The organism is Streptomyces sp. JNUCC 63 (assembly GCF_054366325.1).
Genome location: NZ_CM135963.1, coordinates 2,738,156 through 2,752,996 on the forward strand (window position 1 = coordinate 2,738,156; position 14,841 = coordinate 2,752,996).

At 71.2% G+C, this 14,841-nt stretch carries 17 protein-coding genes; 9 read left to right on the plus strand and 8 right to left on the minus strand.

Annotation, left to right across the window (positions count from 1 at the left end; genetic code table 11):
* Window positions 1-42: 42 nt before the first annotated feature.
* Window positions 43-948 (plus strand): alpha/beta fold hydrolase, encoded by a 906-nt coding sequence (locus ACX25U_RS12280; RefSeq protein WP_454391470.1) that lies wholly within the window; start codon window positions 43-45, stop codon window positions 946-948.
* Here ACX25U_RS12280 and ACX25U_RS12285 read toward each other — a convergent pair.
* Complete coding sequence (locus ACX25U_RS12285) at window positions 945-1,850, minus strand: NYN domain-containing protein (protein ID WP_454394229.1); 906 nt, start codon at window positions 1,848-1,850, stop codon at window positions 945-947. The genes ACX25U_RS12280 and ACX25U_RS12285 overlap by 4 nt on opposite strands.
* 194 nt (window positions 1,851-2,044) lie before the next feature.
* Between ACX25U_RS12285 and ACX25U_RS12290 the strand changes: the two genes are divergently transcribed.
* On the plus strand, window positions 2,045-2,221 hold the full coding sequence (locus ACX25U_RS12290; protein ID WP_157977486.1) for a hypothetical protein: 177 nt from the start codon (window positions 2,045-2,047) through the stop codon (window positions 2,219-2,221).
* A 115-nt stretch (window positions 2,222-2,336) separates the two neighbouring features.
* Here the strand turns inward: ACX25U_RS12290 and ACX25U_RS12295 are convergent, their stop codons facing one another.
* From ACX25U_RS12295 to ACX25U_RS12305, 3 genes are all read right to left on the minus strand, one after another.
* On the minus strand, window positions 2,337-2,942 hold the full coding sequence (locus ACX25U_RS12295) for a MarC family protein (protein ID WP_454391472.1): 606 nt from the start codon (window positions 2,940-2,942) through the stop codon (window positions 2,337-2,339).
* A 71-nt stretch (window positions 2,943-3,013) separates the two neighbouring features.
* The gene (locus ACX25U_RS12300) at window positions 3,014-3,871 is read right to left on the minus strand and encodes a PHP domain-containing protein (protein WP_454391474.1); all 858 of its coding nucleotides are present in this window, start codon (window positions 3,869-3,871) and stop codon (window positions 3,014-3,016) included.
* 96 nt (window positions 3,872-3,967) lie between these two features.
* Entirely contained in the window at window positions 3,968-4,609 is a 642-nt protein-coding gene (locus ACX25U_RS12305) for a DUF6758 family protein (protein ID WP_454391476.1), read from the minus strand.
* Window positions 4,610-4,769: 160 nt separating this feature from the next.
* Here ACX25U_RS12305 and ACX25U_RS12310 point away from each other — a divergent pair, with 160 nt between their 5' ends.
* Window positions 4,770-6,062: an MFS transporter gene (locus tag ACX25U_RS12310; protein ID WP_454391478.1), complete on the plus strand. Its 1,293-nt coding sequence runs from the start codon at window positions 4,770-4,772 to the stop codon at window positions 6,060-6,062.
* Between the two features lie 30 nt (window positions 6,063-6,092).
* Here ACX25U_RS12310 and ACX25U_RS12315 read toward each other — a convergent pair whose 3' ends face one another.
* Window positions 6,093-6,677, minus strand: coding sequence for a suppressor of fused domain protein (locus ACX25U_RS12315; protein ID WP_454391480.1), 585 nt, complete (start codon window positions 6,675-6,677; stop codon window positions 6,093-6,095).
* 494 nt (window positions 6,678-7,171) lie between these two features.
* Between ACX25U_RS12315 and ACX25U_RS12320 the strand changes: the two genes are divergently transcribed.
* Window positions 7,172-8,287: a magnesium and cobalt transport protein CorA gene (locus ACX25U_RS12320; protein WP_454391482.1), complete on the plus strand. Its 1,116-nt coding sequence runs from the start codon at window positions 7,172-7,174 to the stop codon at window positions 8,285-8,287.
* Window positions 8,288-8,310: 23 nt separating this feature from the next.
* Window positions 8,311-8,823: a hypothetical protein gene (locus ACX25U_RS12325; protein WP_454391484.1), complete on the plus strand. Its 513-nt coding sequence runs from the start codon at window positions 8,311-8,313 to the stop codon at window positions 8,821-8,823.
* A 36-nt stretch (window positions 8,824-8,859) separates the two neighbouring features.
* Here ACX25U_RS12325 and ACX25U_RS12330 read toward each other — a convergent pair whose 3' ends face one another.
* A complete protein-coding gene (locus tag ACX25U_RS12330; RefSeq protein ID WP_454391486.1) occupies window positions 8,860-9,609 on the minus strand; it encodes a hypothetical protein in 750 nt (249 codons plus the stop codon).
* Window positions 9,610-9,843: 234 nt separating this feature from the next.
* Between ACX25U_RS12330 and ACX25U_RS12335 the strand changes: the two genes are divergently transcribed.
* The 3 genes from ACX25U_RS12335 to ACX25U_RS12345 are packed head-to-tail and all read left to right on the plus strand — an operon-like array spanning window position 9,844 to window position 12,891.
* Window positions 9,844-11,130, plus strand: coding sequence for a magnesium transporter MgtE N-terminal domain-containing protein (locus ACX25U_RS12335; RefSeq protein ID WP_454391488.1), 1,287 nt, complete (start codon window positions 9,844-9,846; stop codon window positions 11,128-11,130).
* Complete coding sequence (locus ACX25U_RS12340) at window positions 11,120-11,716, plus strand: DUF1003 domain-containing protein (protein WP_454391490.1); 597 nt, start codon at window positions 11,120-11,122, stop codon at window positions 11,714-11,716. Before ACX25U_RS12335 ends, ACX25U_RS12340 begins: the two co-directional genes overlap by 11 nt.
* A 41-nt stretch (window positions 11,717-11,757) precedes the next feature.
* A complete protein-coding gene (locus tag ACX25U_RS12345) occupies window positions 11,758-12,891 on the plus strand; it encodes an Mrp/NBP35 family ATP-binding protein (RefSeq protein ID WP_454391492.1) in 1,134 nt (377 codons plus the stop codon).
* A 102-nt stretch (window positions 12,892-12,993) separates the two neighbouring features.
* On the opposite strand, the gene ACX25U_RS12350 is transcribed toward ACX25U_RS12345, so the two are convergent.
* A complete protein-coding gene (locus tag ACX25U_RS12350; RefSeq protein WP_454391494.1) occupies window positions 12,994-13,383 on the minus strand; it encodes a hypothetical protein in 390 nt (129 codons plus the stop codon).
* A gap of 81 nt (window positions 13,384-13,464) precedes the next feature.
* Here ACX25U_RS12350 and ACX25U_RS12355 point away from each other — a divergent pair, with 81 nt between their 5' ends.
* Window positions 13,465-14,010 (plus strand): DUF6185 family protein, encoded by a 546-nt coding sequence (locus ACX25U_RS12355; RefSeq protein ID WP_454391496.1) that lies wholly within the window; start codon window positions 13,465-13,467, stop codon window positions 14,008-14,010.
* A gap of 24 nt (window positions 14,011-14,034) precedes the next feature.
* Here the strand turns inward: ACX25U_RS12355 and ACX25U_RS12360 are convergent, their stop codons facing one another.
* The gene (locus tag ACX25U_RS12360; RefSeq protein WP_454391498.1) at window positions 14,035-14,700 is read right to left on the minus strand and encodes a hypothetical protein; all 666 of its coding nucleotides are present in this window, start codon (window positions 14,698-14,700) and stop codon (window positions 14,035-14,037) included.
* Between the last annotated feature and the right edge of the window lie 141 nt (window positions 14,701-14,841).

Genomic DNA, 14,841 nt, shown 5'->3' on the forward strand with positions numbered 1-14,841 from the left:
CCCAGCGCCCCTCACACGCCCCCTCCCCGATAGCCTCGGCGCATGAGCAGGCCTCCTACGTTCGCCCCGCCGCCCGGAGCGCGTGCGTACCGGTTGCGTACCGCGCGCGGCGAGTTCGCCGTGGTCGACGCGCCCGTCGCGGACGGTGCCGAGCCGCGGGGCACCGCCCTGCTGCTGCCGGGGTTCACCGGCAGCAAGGAGGACTTCAACCCGCTGCACGAGCCGCTCGCGGCGCGCGGGTACCGGACGGTGGCCGTGGACGGGCGCGGGCAGTTCGAGTCGGACGGGCCCGTGGACGACAAGTCCGTCTACGCCCAGGCGGAACTCGCCCGGGACGTCCTCGCGCAGGCGGAGGCGCTCGGCACCCCCCTGCATCTGCTCGGGCACTCCCTCGGCGGCCAGATCGCCCGCGCGGCCGTGCTGCTCGACCACTCCCCCTTCCTCTCGCTCACCCTGATGGCCTCCGGCCCGGCGCAGATCTCCGCCTCGCAGCAGCAGCGCGTGAAGCTGCTGCGGGACGCGCTCGGCGTGATGACGATGGCCGAGGTGTGGGAGGCCATCCGGGCGATGGAGACACCTGTGATGGAAACGCCCGAGGAGACCGACACCGGCGCCGAACTCGACGCGGGCCTCGACGACCGCGAGGACCTGCGCCGCCGCTGGCTGGCCAACAAGCCCGCCCAACTCCTCGCCACCGGGCGTCAGTTGTGCACCGAGCCGGACCGCGTCGCCGAACTCGCCGCCGTACCGATGCCGTTCCACGTGCTGTCGGGAGCGCTGGACGACACCTGGCCGGTGCCGCTCCTGGACGACATGGCCGTACGGCTCGCCGCCCGGCGCACGGTTGTCGAGGGCGCCGAGCACTCCCCCAACTGCGACCGGCCGCTCGCCACGGCCCGCGCCCTCGCCGACTTCTGGGACGCCACCCTCACCGGGGACGGTCGCTAGAACCGCGTCTGCAGGTGCTCCCAGAAGCCGTCCCGCAGCGCGCGCCGCAGGTCCGCCTGGCCGCGCAGGGAGTACTGGAGGATGCCTTCGGCCTCGACCAGCAGGTCCTGGTCCACCGAGCCCGGCAGATAGGGGTGGCCGGGCAGCAGCTCCCCCACGGTTTCGCGACCGCGCGCCGCGAGCCACTTCGCGGCGATCTGGGCGCCCACGAAGCGCACGTTCTCGCGGGTCGGGCGGGCCGTCGCGGTGGGGTCGTACGTGGGTGTGGTGCGCCGGGAGACGTACGGCTTGAAGAAGTCGAGGTCGAGCGTGCGCTGGCTGTCGACCTCCCAGAGCAGCGGTTCGGCCTGGTTGCGGCCCTCGGGGGCCTCGATGCCCCACAGGTGGACCCGGGCGCCGTAGCCCTGGGCCGCCTCCACCGCCGACACCAGGTCCTCGTCACCGCCGAGCAGGGCCGCGTCGCTGATGGCGCGGTGCCGGGCCAGTGACTCCAGGTCGGTCCGGATGAGGGAGTCCACGCCCTTCTGCTGGTTGTTGGCGTTCAGGTTGCCCAGGCGGACCTTGACGTCAGGGAGTTCGGCGATCGACTGCTGCTCGGCGGTGTGGATACGGCGCCTGGCGCCGTCGTACCAGTAGACGCGCAGCAGCCGGCTGTCGGCGAAGACGGTGCGGGCCCGGTCGATGAGCGCGTCGATCAGCCCCTCGGCATCCAGGTCGAAGGCCCGGCGGTCCTCCGTCCCGGCCACCAGCCGCCCCGCCGCCGCGTAGAGGTACCCGGCGTCGACGAAGATCGCATGGGTCGAGGGCGTCTTCGCCACCTCGGCGAGCATGCGCTCCAGCAGCTCGTTCGTGCGGTCGATGCGGGCGGACAGTGCCGCGAGGTCGTCGTTCATCGCCTCCATTGTCCCGGCGGTCACGCTGCGAACACAACCGGTCCCGTTCGGTCGACTGACATTCTCTTACTGGTCAGTGATTAGACATTCGAAAAATTTCTTTAGCGTAGGGAATGTTTGCAGCACACAGCTCGTTGTACCCGTATGGAACACGGAGCACCGCCGCCCCGTGCGCCTTCCACCAAGCAATTCTCCTCAGGAGGATGACCAGACGAAGGGAGAAGCCCGTGCGCTTCGAGATCATGCGACTCGACGAGGTCGACGGCACCGCCGTGGACAGCACCGTCGTGGACGCCGCCTCCGTCAACGGGATCGTTCAGCAGGCCGCCGCGATCGGCCAGAGGCTGTGGATCCGCCCGGCCGAGACCCCGGTCTCATAACAGCGGGCCCGCTTTCAGGCTTCACAGCCCCTGTACGGCGCTACGACGCATGCCGTACGGGGGCTTTGTCGCATACGGGGACCGCGTACGTACGTGGACCGTGTGCGTACGGTGCTCAGGCGCCCTGGATCACCTGGGTGACGCCGTTGATGACCTGCTGCACGGCGATCGCGGAGAGCATCATGCCCGCCAGCCGCGTCACCAGCACCACGCCGCCGTCCTTGATGACCCGGATGATCAGCAGCGAGTAGCGCATGACCAGCCACAGCACGACGTGGACGGCGAGGATGGCCGACCACACCGAGACCTGCGTGACCACGCTGTCGGCCTTCTGCACGGCGAGGATGACCGACACGATCGCACCGGGCCCGGCCAGCAGCGGCATGCCCAGCGGGACCAGCGCGACGTTGACGTCCTTGGTCTGCTTGGGCTCGTCCGTCTTGCCGGTGAGCAGGTCGAGGGCGATCAGCAGCAGAAGCAGCCCACCGGCGATCATCAACGCCGGGACGGACACGTGCAGGTAGTTCAGGATCTCGTGGCCGAGCAGGCCGAACACGGCGATGACCCCGCCCGCCACGCACACGGCCTGGAAGGCCATCCGCTTCTGCGCCTTGCCGGGCCGGCCGGCGGTCAGCGCGAGGAAGATCGGGGTGATCCCCGGGGGATCCATGATGACAAAAAGGGTGAGGAAGAGAGAGCCGAAGACGGCGGCGTCGAACATCGGTGAACAGGCCTTGCAGGAGAACGAACTACGGGAACTGCGGGAACCGGGGGCTGAGGGACAGTGCGGTCTCAGGCCCCGCCGGCCCCCGGCACCGGGAACGCCCCGGTCGCCCGCCGCGTGATCTCCCCGTACACCTCGGGGTCCGTCGTGTACTCACCGAGCGAGACGGTCTTCCGGCTGCCGTGGTAGTCGCTGGAGCCGGTCACCAGCAGCCCCAGCTCCCCGGCCAGGCCGCGCAGCCGTGCGCGGGTGTCGGGGTCGTGGTCCATGTGGTCGACCTCGAGGCCGTCGAGCCCGGCGGCGGCCAGCTCGGCGATCGTGGACTCCGGCACCGTACGGCCCCGCTTGGCGGCGGCCGGGTGAGCGAAGACGCAGACCCCGCCGGCGGCCTTGACCAGCCGGATCGCCTCGAACGGGTCCGTCTCGTGCTTCTCCACCCAGGCCCGGCCGCCGTCGGCCAGCCAGTCCTCGGTGAAGGCGTCGCCCACGGTCGGTACGACGCCGAGCTCGACCAGCGCCGAGGCGACGTGCGGTCGTCCGACCGAGCCGCCGCCCGCGATCCGCGCGACCTGCTCCCAGGTGACCGGCACGCCCAGCGCGCTCAGCTTGGCGATCATCGCCTTGGCCCGCGGCACCCGGTCGTCGCGGACCAGTTCCCGCTCGGCGAGCAGCGCGGGCTCCTCGGGGTCGAAGAGGTAGGCCAGCATGTGCATGCTGACGCCGTCGACACGGCAGGACAGCTCGGCGCCGGTGACGAGGGTCAGCCCCCCGGGCAGCGCGGCGATCGCCTCGGCGTGCCCGCGGGTGGTGTCGTGGTCGGTCAGCGCGACGACGTCCAGACCGGCCGCGGCGGCACTGCGCACCAGCTCGGCCGGGGTGTCCGTGCCGTCGGACGCGGTGGAGTGGGTGTGCAGGTCGATGCGCACGGCACGGACTCCAGGCGGTGACGGGACGGAAGGGGACACCCAAGGATAACGGGGGAAGAGCGGTGCCCTGTCACACCCGCAGAGCCTGTGCGCCCCCTACGGCCGCAGCAGCCGCGGCGACAGCGCCCCGCACGGCACCAGTTCCAGCTCGGCGCCCGCGTCCCGCAGGTCGGCCAGCACCAGTTCGTCGTACATCAGCAGCCCGGACTGCTCGGGCCACACCACCGCCCACAGCCACAGCCCGAGCGCCTCGCCCGCGAAGACGGCACGGTCGTCCGGGGCGCCGGAGACGTGCCACAGCGGGGTGGGGCGACCGCCGGCCAGGACCTTGGCGTCGGGCGGCTTCTCGACGTCCAGATACGTACCGGGGTCCGGGCCGCCGATGCCGGCGTAGCGCGCGCCGAGGCCGACGCCGAGCTCCTCGGCCACCAGGATGAGTTCACCCATGCCGCCGAGCGGACCGGGCCCCGAGCAGGCCACGGCCGTGGCACGGCCGCCGCTGCGGTCGTCCCCGGCATAGGTCACGCCCGTGAACAGCCAGCCGACCGGCAGGGGCCACGGCATCCACACCGGCACCTGCGTGCGGCGCACCACGACCCCGAGGGCCTCGACGCTGGGCGGTATCACGGGCTGCAGCGGATACACCGTCCCGTGCACACCGCACTGCCAGGAGTCGTTGAAGAGTCCGGGAGCCCTGACCCGGCCACCGCACTTCGGGCAACTGGGTTCGCCCCTCATAGGGCCCCACGGTCCTACCCCGGCCGCGCCGCGTCAAGGACGATCACCCTTCCGGCCGGAACACCGGCCGATGAAAAATTAGATGCATATTGCATCAATTAGCCTCTCTAATCTATTGTGTGTAAACAGCAACGATCCAGGCGTGTGAAGGAGCGCGTGCATGCGCAGCAGTACAGGGGGCTCCGCCGGAGGTGACCCGTTCGACGAGGGAGCGGGCAGCATCCTGCGGCAGCCGAAAGCGGTCTGGGCGACGGCCGGCGCCTCCGTCGTCGCCTTCATGGGCATCGGGCTCGTCGACCCGATCCTGCCCTCCATCGCCCAGGGCCTGAGCGCCACACCCAGCCAGATCTCCCTGCTCTTCACCTCGTACTTCCTGATCACCGCCTTCGCGATGCTGGTGACCGGCTTCGTCTCCAGCCGCATCGGCGGCCGCAGGACCCTGCTGCTCGGCCTCGCCTTCGTGGTGGTCTTCGCCGGGCTCTCCGGCACCTCGGGATCCGTCGGCGAGCTGGTCGGCTTCCGGGCCGGCTGGGGTCTGGGCAACGCGCTCTTCGTCTCCACCGCGCTCGCGGTCATCGTCGGCGCGGCGGCCGGGGGCAACGCGGCGGCGATCCTGCTCTACGAGTCGGCGCTGGGCCTCGGCATGGCGTGCGGCCCGCTGCTGGGCGCGCTGCTCGGGAACGCCAGCTGGCGCTACCCCTTCTTCGGCACCGCGTTCCTGATGGCCGTCGGCTTCCTGTGCATCGCGGCGTTCCTGAAGGAGCAGCCGAAGCCCGCCCGCAGGACCACACTTCTCGACCCGGTCAAGGCACTCGGCCACGGCGGACTCGCCTCGGCGGCGGTCTCGGCGTTCTTCTACAACTACACGTTCTTCACCGTGCTGGCCTTCACGCCGTTCGTGCTGAACATGACTCCGTACAAGTCGGGTGCGGTGTTCTTCGCCTGGGGTGTGCTGCTCGCGCTCTTCTCGGTGGTCGTGGCGCCCCGGATGCAGGAGCGGTTCGGCTCGCTGAAGGTGCTCGGCGGCTCGCTGGCGCTGCTGGCGGCCGACGTCGTGGTGCTCGGCTACGGCGGCCACACCACCGCCATCGTGTGCACGATCCTGTCCGGCGCGTTCATCGGCGTGAACAACACCGTCTACACCGAGCTGGCCCTCGGCGTCTCCGACGCCCCGCGCCCGGTGGCGAGCGCCGGCTACAACTTCGTCCGCTGGTTCGCGGCCGCCGCCGCGCCCTACCTCGCGCCGAAGATCGGGGAGTGGACCGACCTTCACATCCCGTTCGTGGTCGCCGGTGCCACCGCCGCGGTGGGCGCGCTGGTGGTCGCCGTACGGCGCAAGGCCCTCACACTCCCCCAAGCTCTCGACTCCGCTCGAGCAGGGGGACCCCCCACCGCGAAAGAGCCCCAGCAGCGGCACGCCACCGAGGACGGCGTCACGGTCTTCGTCAACTGACACCCCCGGCAATCCGGTTGGTGAGATCGGTCACTCCAGCGGGACGGACCGGCGGGCGGGGTCCCGCAGGTCCGTCCCGTTCGTCAGCCAGCGCTCCTGCAGGGCCTGCGCACCGTGCACCCGCTTCCAGGCGGCCTCGTTCGGGGTCATCGGCAGCAGCGGCAGGAACCGTACGGGCTCCATCGGCTCGTCGAGTTCCAGGTCCTCCACCAGGCCGCCCGGCTCGGCCACCAGCACCGAGGTGAAGGGTGCGCCGGGCCACAGCGGCCCGCCCACGTCCAGCGAGGCGCCCGGCGCCACCACCACGCCCTCGACCTGCGGGGACGCGCCGAGCACGGCGAGCGGGCGGAGTACCTTGTCGGTGTCGGCGAGGCCGGCCCGGACGGAGAGGACCAGCTCGGCGCGCGGCCCCTTGACCGGGTCGGCGAGCATCGCCGTGGGGTCGGTCATGGGGTGGGCGGACATGCCGAGGGTGGCGTACCGGACGATGTCCCCCTCATGGAAGCGCAGCACCTCGACACGGTCCGTGCCGAGGAAGGTGACCGCGGCGCGCGCGTCCGGCTCGCCCAGCGCGGAACGCAGCCGGGCCTCGGTCAGAGGAAGAACATCAGCCATGCGGCGAGCATAGAACTCGTCAGCACCGGGCAAAGCGGCGCCTTGACACGCCGGGCTGCTGATACTCTTGATCGGTCACCCGGGGCAGCATGCAGAAGCATCGCGATCGAGCCCCGGCACCGAAGGGACTCCCTCACGAGGGACCGGCCGGAGGAGGTGGGGCTGTCATGGACCGAAGTCGACCGTGCAGTAGCACCCGCTCTTCCTGCCGCTGATGTAGTTGTCCTGGCTCCGGCCGGCTGCCACCTCTCGCTTTCGTGCCCTGGTCGCCTCTGTGTCCTGGCGCGTGTCGTACGGAAGAGCGCTCGTTTCGTCTGCCTGATCCGAACGATCTGTCCGATCTGAATCAGCAACGAAGCCCGTGCCACCGCGACGGTGCGGTGCTCCCCGCTTTGTGGACGTGCCAAACATCCTCACGGCAAGGACGTCCTCATTCCGGGCAGTTCCAACCGCTGTCGGCGGCCCCTCGTTGCTCGCTGCGAAGGAGCCCCGCCATGTCGATGATCCGTGACCTGCGTGCCGCGGTCCGTCCCTCCCGTACGGCCGCGCGCAAGGACGAGTGCACGTACGCCACCACGCACGACACCGCGGCGCCCTCCGCCGTCGTCGACTGCGCCGTCTACCGCGACGGCGCCCGCGTCGAGACCGAGCGGCCGCTCACGCCGCAGGAGGCGATGCGCCTGGTGCGGCGCGACGGCGGCTTCGTGTGGATCGGCCTGCACGAGCCGACCGAGGCCGAATTCGCCGGTATCGCCGGGGAGTTCGGGCTGCACCCGCTGGCCGTGGAGGACGCGGTCACGGCCCACCAGCGGCCCAAGCTGGAGCGCTACGACGACACCCTCTTCACCGTCTTCAAGACCATCCACTACCTCGACCACGACAAGCTCACCGCCAACAGCGAGATCGTGGAGACCGGCGAGGTCATGTGCTTCACCGGCCGGGACTTCTTCATCACCGTCCGGCACGGCGGCAAGGGCTCGCTGCGCGCGCTGCGGCACCGGCTGCAGGAGGACCCCGAGCTGCTGACCAAGGGCCCCTCGGCGGTGCTGCACGCCATCGCCGACCACGTCGTCGACGGCTACATCGCGGTCGCGGACGCCCTGCAGGGCGACATCGACGAGGTGGAGACGGAGGTGTTCTCGCCGGGCCGGGGCGGCACCGCGCGCGGCACCGACGCAGGCCGGATCTACCAACTCAAGCGCGAAATCCTGGCGTTCAAGCGGGCGGTGTCGCCGCTGCTGCGGCCCATGCAGCTGCTGAGCGAGCGGCCGATGCGGCTGGTCGACCCGGACATCCAGAAGTACTTCCGGGACGTGGCCGACCACGTGGCCCGGGTGCAGGAGCAGGTCATCGGCTTCGACGAGCTGCTCAACTCCATCCTCCAGGCCAACCTCGCGCAGGCCTCCGTCGCGCAGAACGAGGACATGCGGAAGATCACGTCCTGGGCCGCGATCATCGCCGTACCGACGATGGTGTGCGGGGTGTACGGCATGAACTTCGACCACATGCCCGAGCTGCACTGGAAGTACGGCTACCCGCTGATCGTGGCCGTCATGGCCGGGATCTGCCTGGGCATCCACCGCACGCTGAAGCGCAACGGCTGGCTGTGAGCGGGCTCGTTAGTCTTTCTGCCATGACAAGTGAGCTGCTCGACCGGGCCCTCGTCGAGGAGGCCACCAAGAAGTCCGGCCTCATCTGGGTCAAGGGCCCCGGCGTCCCGGCGCGCGCCCTGTGGCACGTCTGGCACGAGGGCGCGGCGTGTCTGGTCGGCGACGGGCCCGGCGAGCAGCCGCTGCCGGGACTGACCGACGGGGCCGGCGCCGAGGTGACGGTGCGCAGCAAGGACAAGGGCGGCCGCCTGGTCACCTGGGCAGCGAAGGTCGTGGAGCTCGCGCCGGACTCTCAGGCGTGGCAGGCGGCGGTGGCCGAGCTGAAGGGCAAGCGGCTCAACGCACCCGACGGCGAGGCCATGACACAGCGGTGGGCCCGCGAGTGCCGGGTGCTGCGCCTGGAGCCCACGGGGGCGACGGCGCCGCTGCCGGAGGGTTCGCTGGCCGAGGCGCCGCTGCCGACGCCGGCGACGACCCGCCGGCCGGTTCCGGCGGGGCTGCCGCGGCTGCTGATGAGGAAGCGGCGGGGGAAGTAGCGGCCCGGTGGGAGAGGAGTACCGGTGGGAGAGGGGTCAGGACGTCGGCAGCTGCCTGCCGTAGTCGACCGTCTCGCTCCTCTCCGGCTGGGCCAGGGGGAAATCCTTGCCCCACTCCGAGAAGGCCAGGGTCCCCGCGTCGCCCGCGCGCTCCAGGCGCAGGGGATAGGGATTGCCCTCCAGGGAGACGTCCAGGGTGCCACCGGTGCCCTTGCCGCCGGTGATGCGGATCGTGCGGACGCCGGACTGCTTGTGGTGGCCGTCGGTCGACAGCGTGCCGTGCAGTGTCAGCAGACCGTCGAGGAGAACGTCCTTGTCCGTGAAGCCGCTGAACCGCTTGTACGCGGGGTCGCCCTGCGGCACCTTCACGTACTTGCCGTCGAGCTTGTCGGCGGCCCCGGCGCCCTTGCCGCTGCCGTCGACCTGGCCCCAGAACCCGGCGTCCGCCTTCAGATACAGCTGCTCCCCGACCCGCAGCAGCCCGAAGGTCACCCCCTCGGAGGTGACCGAGCCGGAGCCGCCGTCGGCCTTCAGCCGCATGTCGAGCCGGTACGTACTGCCGTCGCTGACCACGTTTCCGGACAGGTGCACGGTGTCCGCGGACTCGGCCGCCGTCCGCGTCCTGGCCTGGATCTGCTCGGCCGGCAGCCTGCCCACCCCGTTGGTGCCGGCGTCCGGGTCGCCCTCGGAACACCCCGTCAGACCCGCGCCCGCTACGACAACCACGGCGCACAGCGCGCTCGTCAGCGCGGCCCGGCGGGTACGGCCCTGGGGAATCGCAGTCACAGGCGGCGCTGCCTTTCTGAGGGGGGTCCTGAGCGGCGTACGGCAGCGTACCGGTGCCGCACGAGGCGGGCGGAGCCAGACCGTCCACCACCCTCACCAGCGCGTATCCCAGAGGGACGGGCTAGCCTGAAGCCCACCTGAGCGGGCATTTGGGAAAAGAAACCCAGCACATACGTCACGCATCACGCAGCACAGAGCCACGAGCTCACAGAGCCAGGCAAAGGAGGCGCAGCCATGGCAGCGGGCGCCCCCCGGATCTTCCTCTCGCACCTTTCCGGCGTCGCCGTCTTCGATCCGGCGGGCGACCAGGTGGGGCGCGTACGGGATCTGGTCGTCATGCTGCGCGTCGGGCGCCGGCCGCCCCGCCTGCTCGGGCTGGTCGTCGAACTCCCCACCCGGCGCCGTATCTTCCTGCCCATGACCCGGGTGACGAGCATCGAGTCCGGTCAGGTCATCACCACCGGCGTGCTCAACGTCCGGCGCTTCGAGCAGCGGCCCACCGAGCGGCTCGTCTTCGGCGAACTGCTCGACCGACGGGTGGCGCTCGCGGAGACGGGCGAGGAGGTCACCGTCCTGGACGTGTCGGTGCAGCAGCTGCCCGCCCGCCGGGACTGGGAGGTCGACCGGGTCTTCGTGCGCAAGGGGCGCAAGGGCGGCGCGTTCCGGCGCAACCGGGGGGAGACGATGACGGTGGAGTGGTCCGCGGTCACCGGTTTCTCGCTGGAGGAACACGGGCAGGGCGCGGAGAGTCTGCTCGCCACCTTCGAGCAGCTGCGCCCCGCCGACCTCGCCAACGTGCTGCACCACCTGTCGCCCAAGCGGCGCGCGGAGGTCGCCGCCGCCCTGGACGACGACCGCCTCGCCGACGTCCTCGAGGAGCTCCCGGAGGACGACCAGATCGAGATCCTCGGCAAGCTGAAGGGCGAGCGCGCGGCCGACGTGCTGGAGGCGATGGACCCGGACGACGCCGCCGACCTGCTCGCCGAACTGCCCGCGGAGGAGCAGGAGCGGCTGCTGAGCCTGATGAAGCCCGCCGACGCGGCCGACATGCGCCGGCTGATGTCGTACGAGGAGCGCACGGCGGGCGGTCTGATGAACCCCGAACCGATCGTGCTGCGCCCGGACGCCACCGTCGCCGACGCCCTGGCCCGGGTCCGCAACCGCGACCTCTCCCCCGCGCTGGCCGCCCAGGTCTACGTCTGCCGTCCGCCCGAGGAGACGCCGACCGGCAAGTACCTGGGCACGGTGCACTTCCAGCGGCTGCTGCGCGACCCGCCCTACACCCTCGTCGGCTCGATGCTCGACGACGACCTGCTGCCGCTGGCCCCCGACGCCGCGCTGCCGGTCGTCGCCGGGTTCTTCGCGACGTACGACATGGTGGCGGCGCCCGTCGTCGACGAGGCCGGGTCGCTGCTGGGCGCGGTCACCGTGGACGACGTCCTGGACCACATGCTGCCGGACGACTGGCGGGAGACGGAGTACCACCTGGACGAGGAGGGGGCGGCCACCGATGCCGGCTGAGCGCGAGAGCACCCGCGAGCGGCTCCCGGCGGGGGCCACCGCCGCCGGGCGGCCGCGGGCCGGCCGGCTGGACCAGCCGCGCCCGCCGCGGCGCCGGCTGCTGCCGGAGTGGGACCCGGACGCCTTCGGGCGGCTGTCGGAGCGCATCGCGCGTTTCCTGGGCACCGGACGGTTCATCGTCTGGATGACCGTGGTGATCATCATCTGGATCGTGTGGAACGTGGCCGCGCCACGGCACCTGCGGTTCGACGAGTACCCGTTCATCTTCCTGACCCTGGCGCTGTCCCTGCAGGCCTCCTACGCCGCCCCGCTGATCCTGCTGGCGCAGAACCGGCAGGACGACCGGGACCGGGTCAACCTCGAACAGGACCGCAAGCAGGACGAGCGGTCGATCGCCGACACCGAGTACCTGACGCGGGAGATCGCCGCGCTGCGCATGGGCCTGGGCGAGGTGGCGACCCGCGACTGGATCCGCTCGGAGCTGCAGGACCTGGTCAAGGATCTGGAGGCGAGAAGCGTCGACGGGCACCGGCCCGGGGTATTCCCGGCAGAACACCCGGGCGGACGTGACATGGACGACCGCTGACAGGTCCCTGTTCCCCCGTGGCGCGCCGTACCATCGTCCTTATGGTTACGGAAGACGCGGTGCGCGAAGCGCTGGCGACGGTTGACGACCCCGAGATCCACCGGCCCATCACCGAGCTCGGCATGGTCAAATCGGTGGAGATCGGCGCGGACGGTGCGGTCGCGGTCACCGTGTACCTGACGGTTTCCGGCTGCCCGATGCGCGAGACGATCACCCAGCGGGTGACCGACGCGGTCTCGCGCGTCGAGGGCGTCACCCGCGTCGGCGTCTCGCTGGACGTGATGAGCGACGAGCAGCGCCGCGAGCTGGCGGCCGCGCTGCGCGGCGGGCAGGCCGAGCGCGAGGTCCCCTTCGCCAAGCCGGGCAGCCTCACCCGGGTGTACGCGGTCGCCTCCGGCAAGGGCGGCGTCGGCAAGTCCTCGGTGACGGTGAACCTGGCGGCGGCGATGGCGGCCGACGGGCTGAAGGTGGGCGTGGTCGACGCCGACATCTACGGCCACAGCGTGCCGCGCATGCTGGGCGCGGACGGCCGTCCGACCCAGGTCGAGAACATGATCATGCCGCCGTCGGCGAACGGCGTGAGGGTCATCTCCATCGGCATGTTCACCCCGGGCAACGCCCCGGTGGTCTGGCGCGGCCCGATGCTGCACCGGGCGCTGCAGCAGTTCCTCGCGGACGTGTACTGGGGCGACCTGGACGTCCTCCTGCTGGACCTGCCGCCCGGCACCGGTGACATCGCGATCTCCGTGGCCCAGCTGGTCCCGAACGCCGAGATCCTGGTCGTGACGACGCCTCAGCAGGCGGCGGCCGAGGTGGCCGAGCGGGCGGGATCCATCGCCGTGCAGACCCACCAGAAGATCGTCGGCGTGGTCGAGAACATGTCCGGGCTGCCCTGCCCGCACTGCGGCGAGATGGTCGACGTCTTCGGCACGGGCGGCGGCCAGCGGGTCGCCGACGGCCTGACCCGCACCACGGGTGCGACGGTCCCGGTCCTCGGCTCCATCCCGATCGACGTCCGCCTGCGCGAGGGCGGCGACGAGGGCAAGCCGGTCGTCCTGACCGACCCGGACTCCCCGGCGGGCTCGGCCCTGCGTGCGATCGCCGGCAAGCTGGGGGGCCGCCAGCGGGGCCTGGCGGGGCTGTCACTGGGCATCACCCCGAAGAACAAGTTCTGACGCTGCCCACGACTTGCCCACACCGAGGGGGCGCCGTTCCGTGAGAACGGCGCCCCTCGGTGTGGGCCTTTCCCCGTGGCGGCGCTCCTGCGGTCGGCGATCTCACTCGTCGCGGCGTCCCGGGCACAGGTCGAGCGGGGTGCACAGCTGGACCACCTGGTAGGAGCCCTGCTCGAGTTCCGCGCGCCGCTCCCCGTCGCCGTGCGGCAGGAACCGCCACTGCGAGGGCTTCGTGTGGCGCGTCCGGCCCGCCCTCTCCCCGTGCGCGTGGAGCGGGCGGGCGCTCGGGTCATTGGTCTCCACGAAGACCTCGTCGTCGGCGAGCGGGAAGGGGTCGTGCAGCAGGCACAGGCCGAAGCGGTCCAGGTTGCCGTGCTTCTCGAGCACCGCCACCAGGTCCCGGACGAACCCGGCGTCCTGAGGTCCCAGCCCTTCGGCTTCCTCGAACCGGGGCAGCGGGCTTCTCCGGGCGGACACCTGTGTCTCAGTCACGATTCCTCCGTCAACTGAGGTGTTGACAGCAACGATCGGTGGCTCTGGGTGATCGCGTTATGCGGTTCGGCCCTTCTCGAAGTGGAACAGGGCCAGGGCCGCTGCGACGACGGCGCCGATGCGCCACGGGTCGAGAGGGATTCCTCGGGTCGGCTGGACACCTTCTTCAGCCCCACCGGTTGTCCCGACGTCGTCGTGAGCTTCGTCCTGTACCAGTTGGCGTGGGCCGGGGCCGGATTCGTCCTCGGCGCGCTGTGGCGTCCGCCGCCCGGGCACCGCAGTCCCGCACGTACGTGGAGCCTGACCCTCGCCTACGCCCTCCCCATCTGCATGGCCGCCGTGCTCGTCCGCGTCACCGACACGAATCCCGGCCACATCCTCCTGTACGTCCTGCTCATGCTGACCATCCTCACGGTCACCGGCATCTGGATGGACACGGAGACCCGCAGAGGGGAACGGCAGCTCCGGCCCAGCCGTTTCGCCCTGCTGCTGTCGATCTACCAGTCGCGCGGCTTCTCCGGACAGCTCGCCTGGATCCTCGCCCAGGTCGCGGCTGCCGTGGGGATCTGGAGCCGGTTGGCCCGCCGCGCCCAGGGAGACCCGGGGCGATCCATGGGAACCGCCTGACGGCCGTGGTGGCCCCCCGGAGGGTCAGGCGTACGCGTTGATGTCCTTGATCATGGCGAAGCCGAGTCCGTACGCGCTCATGCCTCTGCCGTACGCGCCCACATGGACGCCCTCCTGGGTCGATCCGGCGAGCACCCAGCCGAACTCCGACTCGCGGTAGTGGAAGGGCGTCGGGACGCCGTCCACGGGCAGGGAGAGCGTCGACCAGGCCGAGCTCGTCAGGTCGTCGGCGAGCGCCCACGCGGTCTCCGTCTGCTGCTCCAGCCAGTCGTCCCGCAGGGTGTGGTCCATCTGGGTGGGCCAGGTGACGGACAGCAGGCCCACCCCGGCCAGCCAGGCCGCCGAGGAGACGGAGGTGGCCTCCAGCCGGCCGGTGCCGTCGGCGAGGTGCCGTACGGGGTGGGCGGCGACGGTGACGACGACCGCGAACTTCTCCCTGGGCTCGTCCCCGGACACCTGCTCGTTGCGTACGGAGGGCTCGTCGCCGTGCCCGGTGGAGCCGTGTTCCACGGAACCGTCGGCCGAGGTGCCGACCTGCATCAGCCAGCGCGGCCCCGTGAAGGCCTCGTCGAGGCCGTACCACGGGAAGGGCGCCAGCAGGTAGCCGTCGACCGTGCGCCGGGCGAAGGTGGACCGTTGTCCGCCCTCCGCGGCCGACGCCTGCGCGCCTGCCCGACTCGTCGTCTCCATGTCCCCGGACGCCTCCTCGCTCTCGTCGGACCGACGGTGACCCGCCCCCCTTCGGGCGTACTCGTCCGGTCCGCACAACAACTCGGCAGCATATCCATCCCGCTTCGGGCAGCCGGGAAACCGCCCGGCGCGTGGGTCGCG

Excerpts from the sequence above, each read along its gene's own strand:
- ACX25U_RS12280 (WP_454391470.1), top strand. The coding sequence starts at position 43 with ATGAGCAGGCCTCCTACGTTCGCCCCGCCGCCCGGAGCGCGTGCGTAC.
- ACX25U_RS12285 (WP_454394229.1), bottom strand. The coding sequence starts at position 1,850 with ATGGAGGCGATGAACGACGACCTCGCGGCACTGTCCGCCCGCATCGAC.
- ACX25U_RS12290 (WP_157977486.1), top strand. The coding sequence starts at position 2,045 with ATGACCAGACGAAGGGAGAAGCCCGTGCGCTTCGAGATCATGCGACTC.
- ACX25U_RS12295 (WP_454391472.1), bottom strand. The coding sequence starts at position 2,942 with ATGTTCGACGCCGCCGTCTTCGGCTCTCTCTTCCTCACCCTTTTTGTC.
- ACX25U_RS12305 (WP_454391476.1), bottom strand. The coding sequence starts at position 4,609 with ATGAGGGGCGAACCCAGTTGCCCGAAGTGCGGTGGCCGGGTCAGGGCT.
- ACX25U_RS12310 (WP_454391478.1), top strand. The coding sequence starts at position 4,770 with ATGCGCAGCAGTACAGGGGGCTCCGCCGGAGGTGACCCGTTCGACGAG.
- ACX25U_RS12315 (WP_454391480.1), bottom strand. The coding sequence starts at position 6,677 with ATGGCTGATGTTCTTCCTCTGACCGAGGCCCGGCTGCGTTCCGCGCTG.
- ACX25U_RS12320 (WP_454391482.1), top strand. The coding sequence starts at position 7,172 with ATGTCGATGATCCGTGACCTGCGTGCCGCGGTCCGTCCCTCCCGTACG.
- ACX25U_RS12325 (WP_454391484.1), top strand. The coding sequence starts at position 8,311 with ATGACAAGTGAGCTGCTCGACCGGGCCCTCGTCGAGGAGGCCACCAAG.
- ACX25U_RS12335 (WP_454391488.1), top strand. The coding sequence starts at position 9,844 with ATGGCAGCGGGCGCCCCCCGGATCTTCCTCTCGCACCTTTCCGGCGTC.
- ACX25U_RS12340 (WP_454391490.1), top strand. The coding sequence starts at position 11,120 with ATGCCGGCTGAGCGCGAGAGCACCCGCGAGCGGCTCCCGGCGGGGGCC.
- ACX25U_RS12345 (WP_454391492.1), top strand. The coding sequence starts at position 11,758 with ATGGTTACGGAAGACGCGGTGCGCGAAGCGCTGGCGACGGTTGACGAC.
- ACX25U_RS12360 (WP_454391498.1), bottom strand. The coding sequence starts at position 14,700 with ATGGAGACGACGAGTCGGGCAGGCGCGCAGGCGTCGGCCGCGGAGGGC.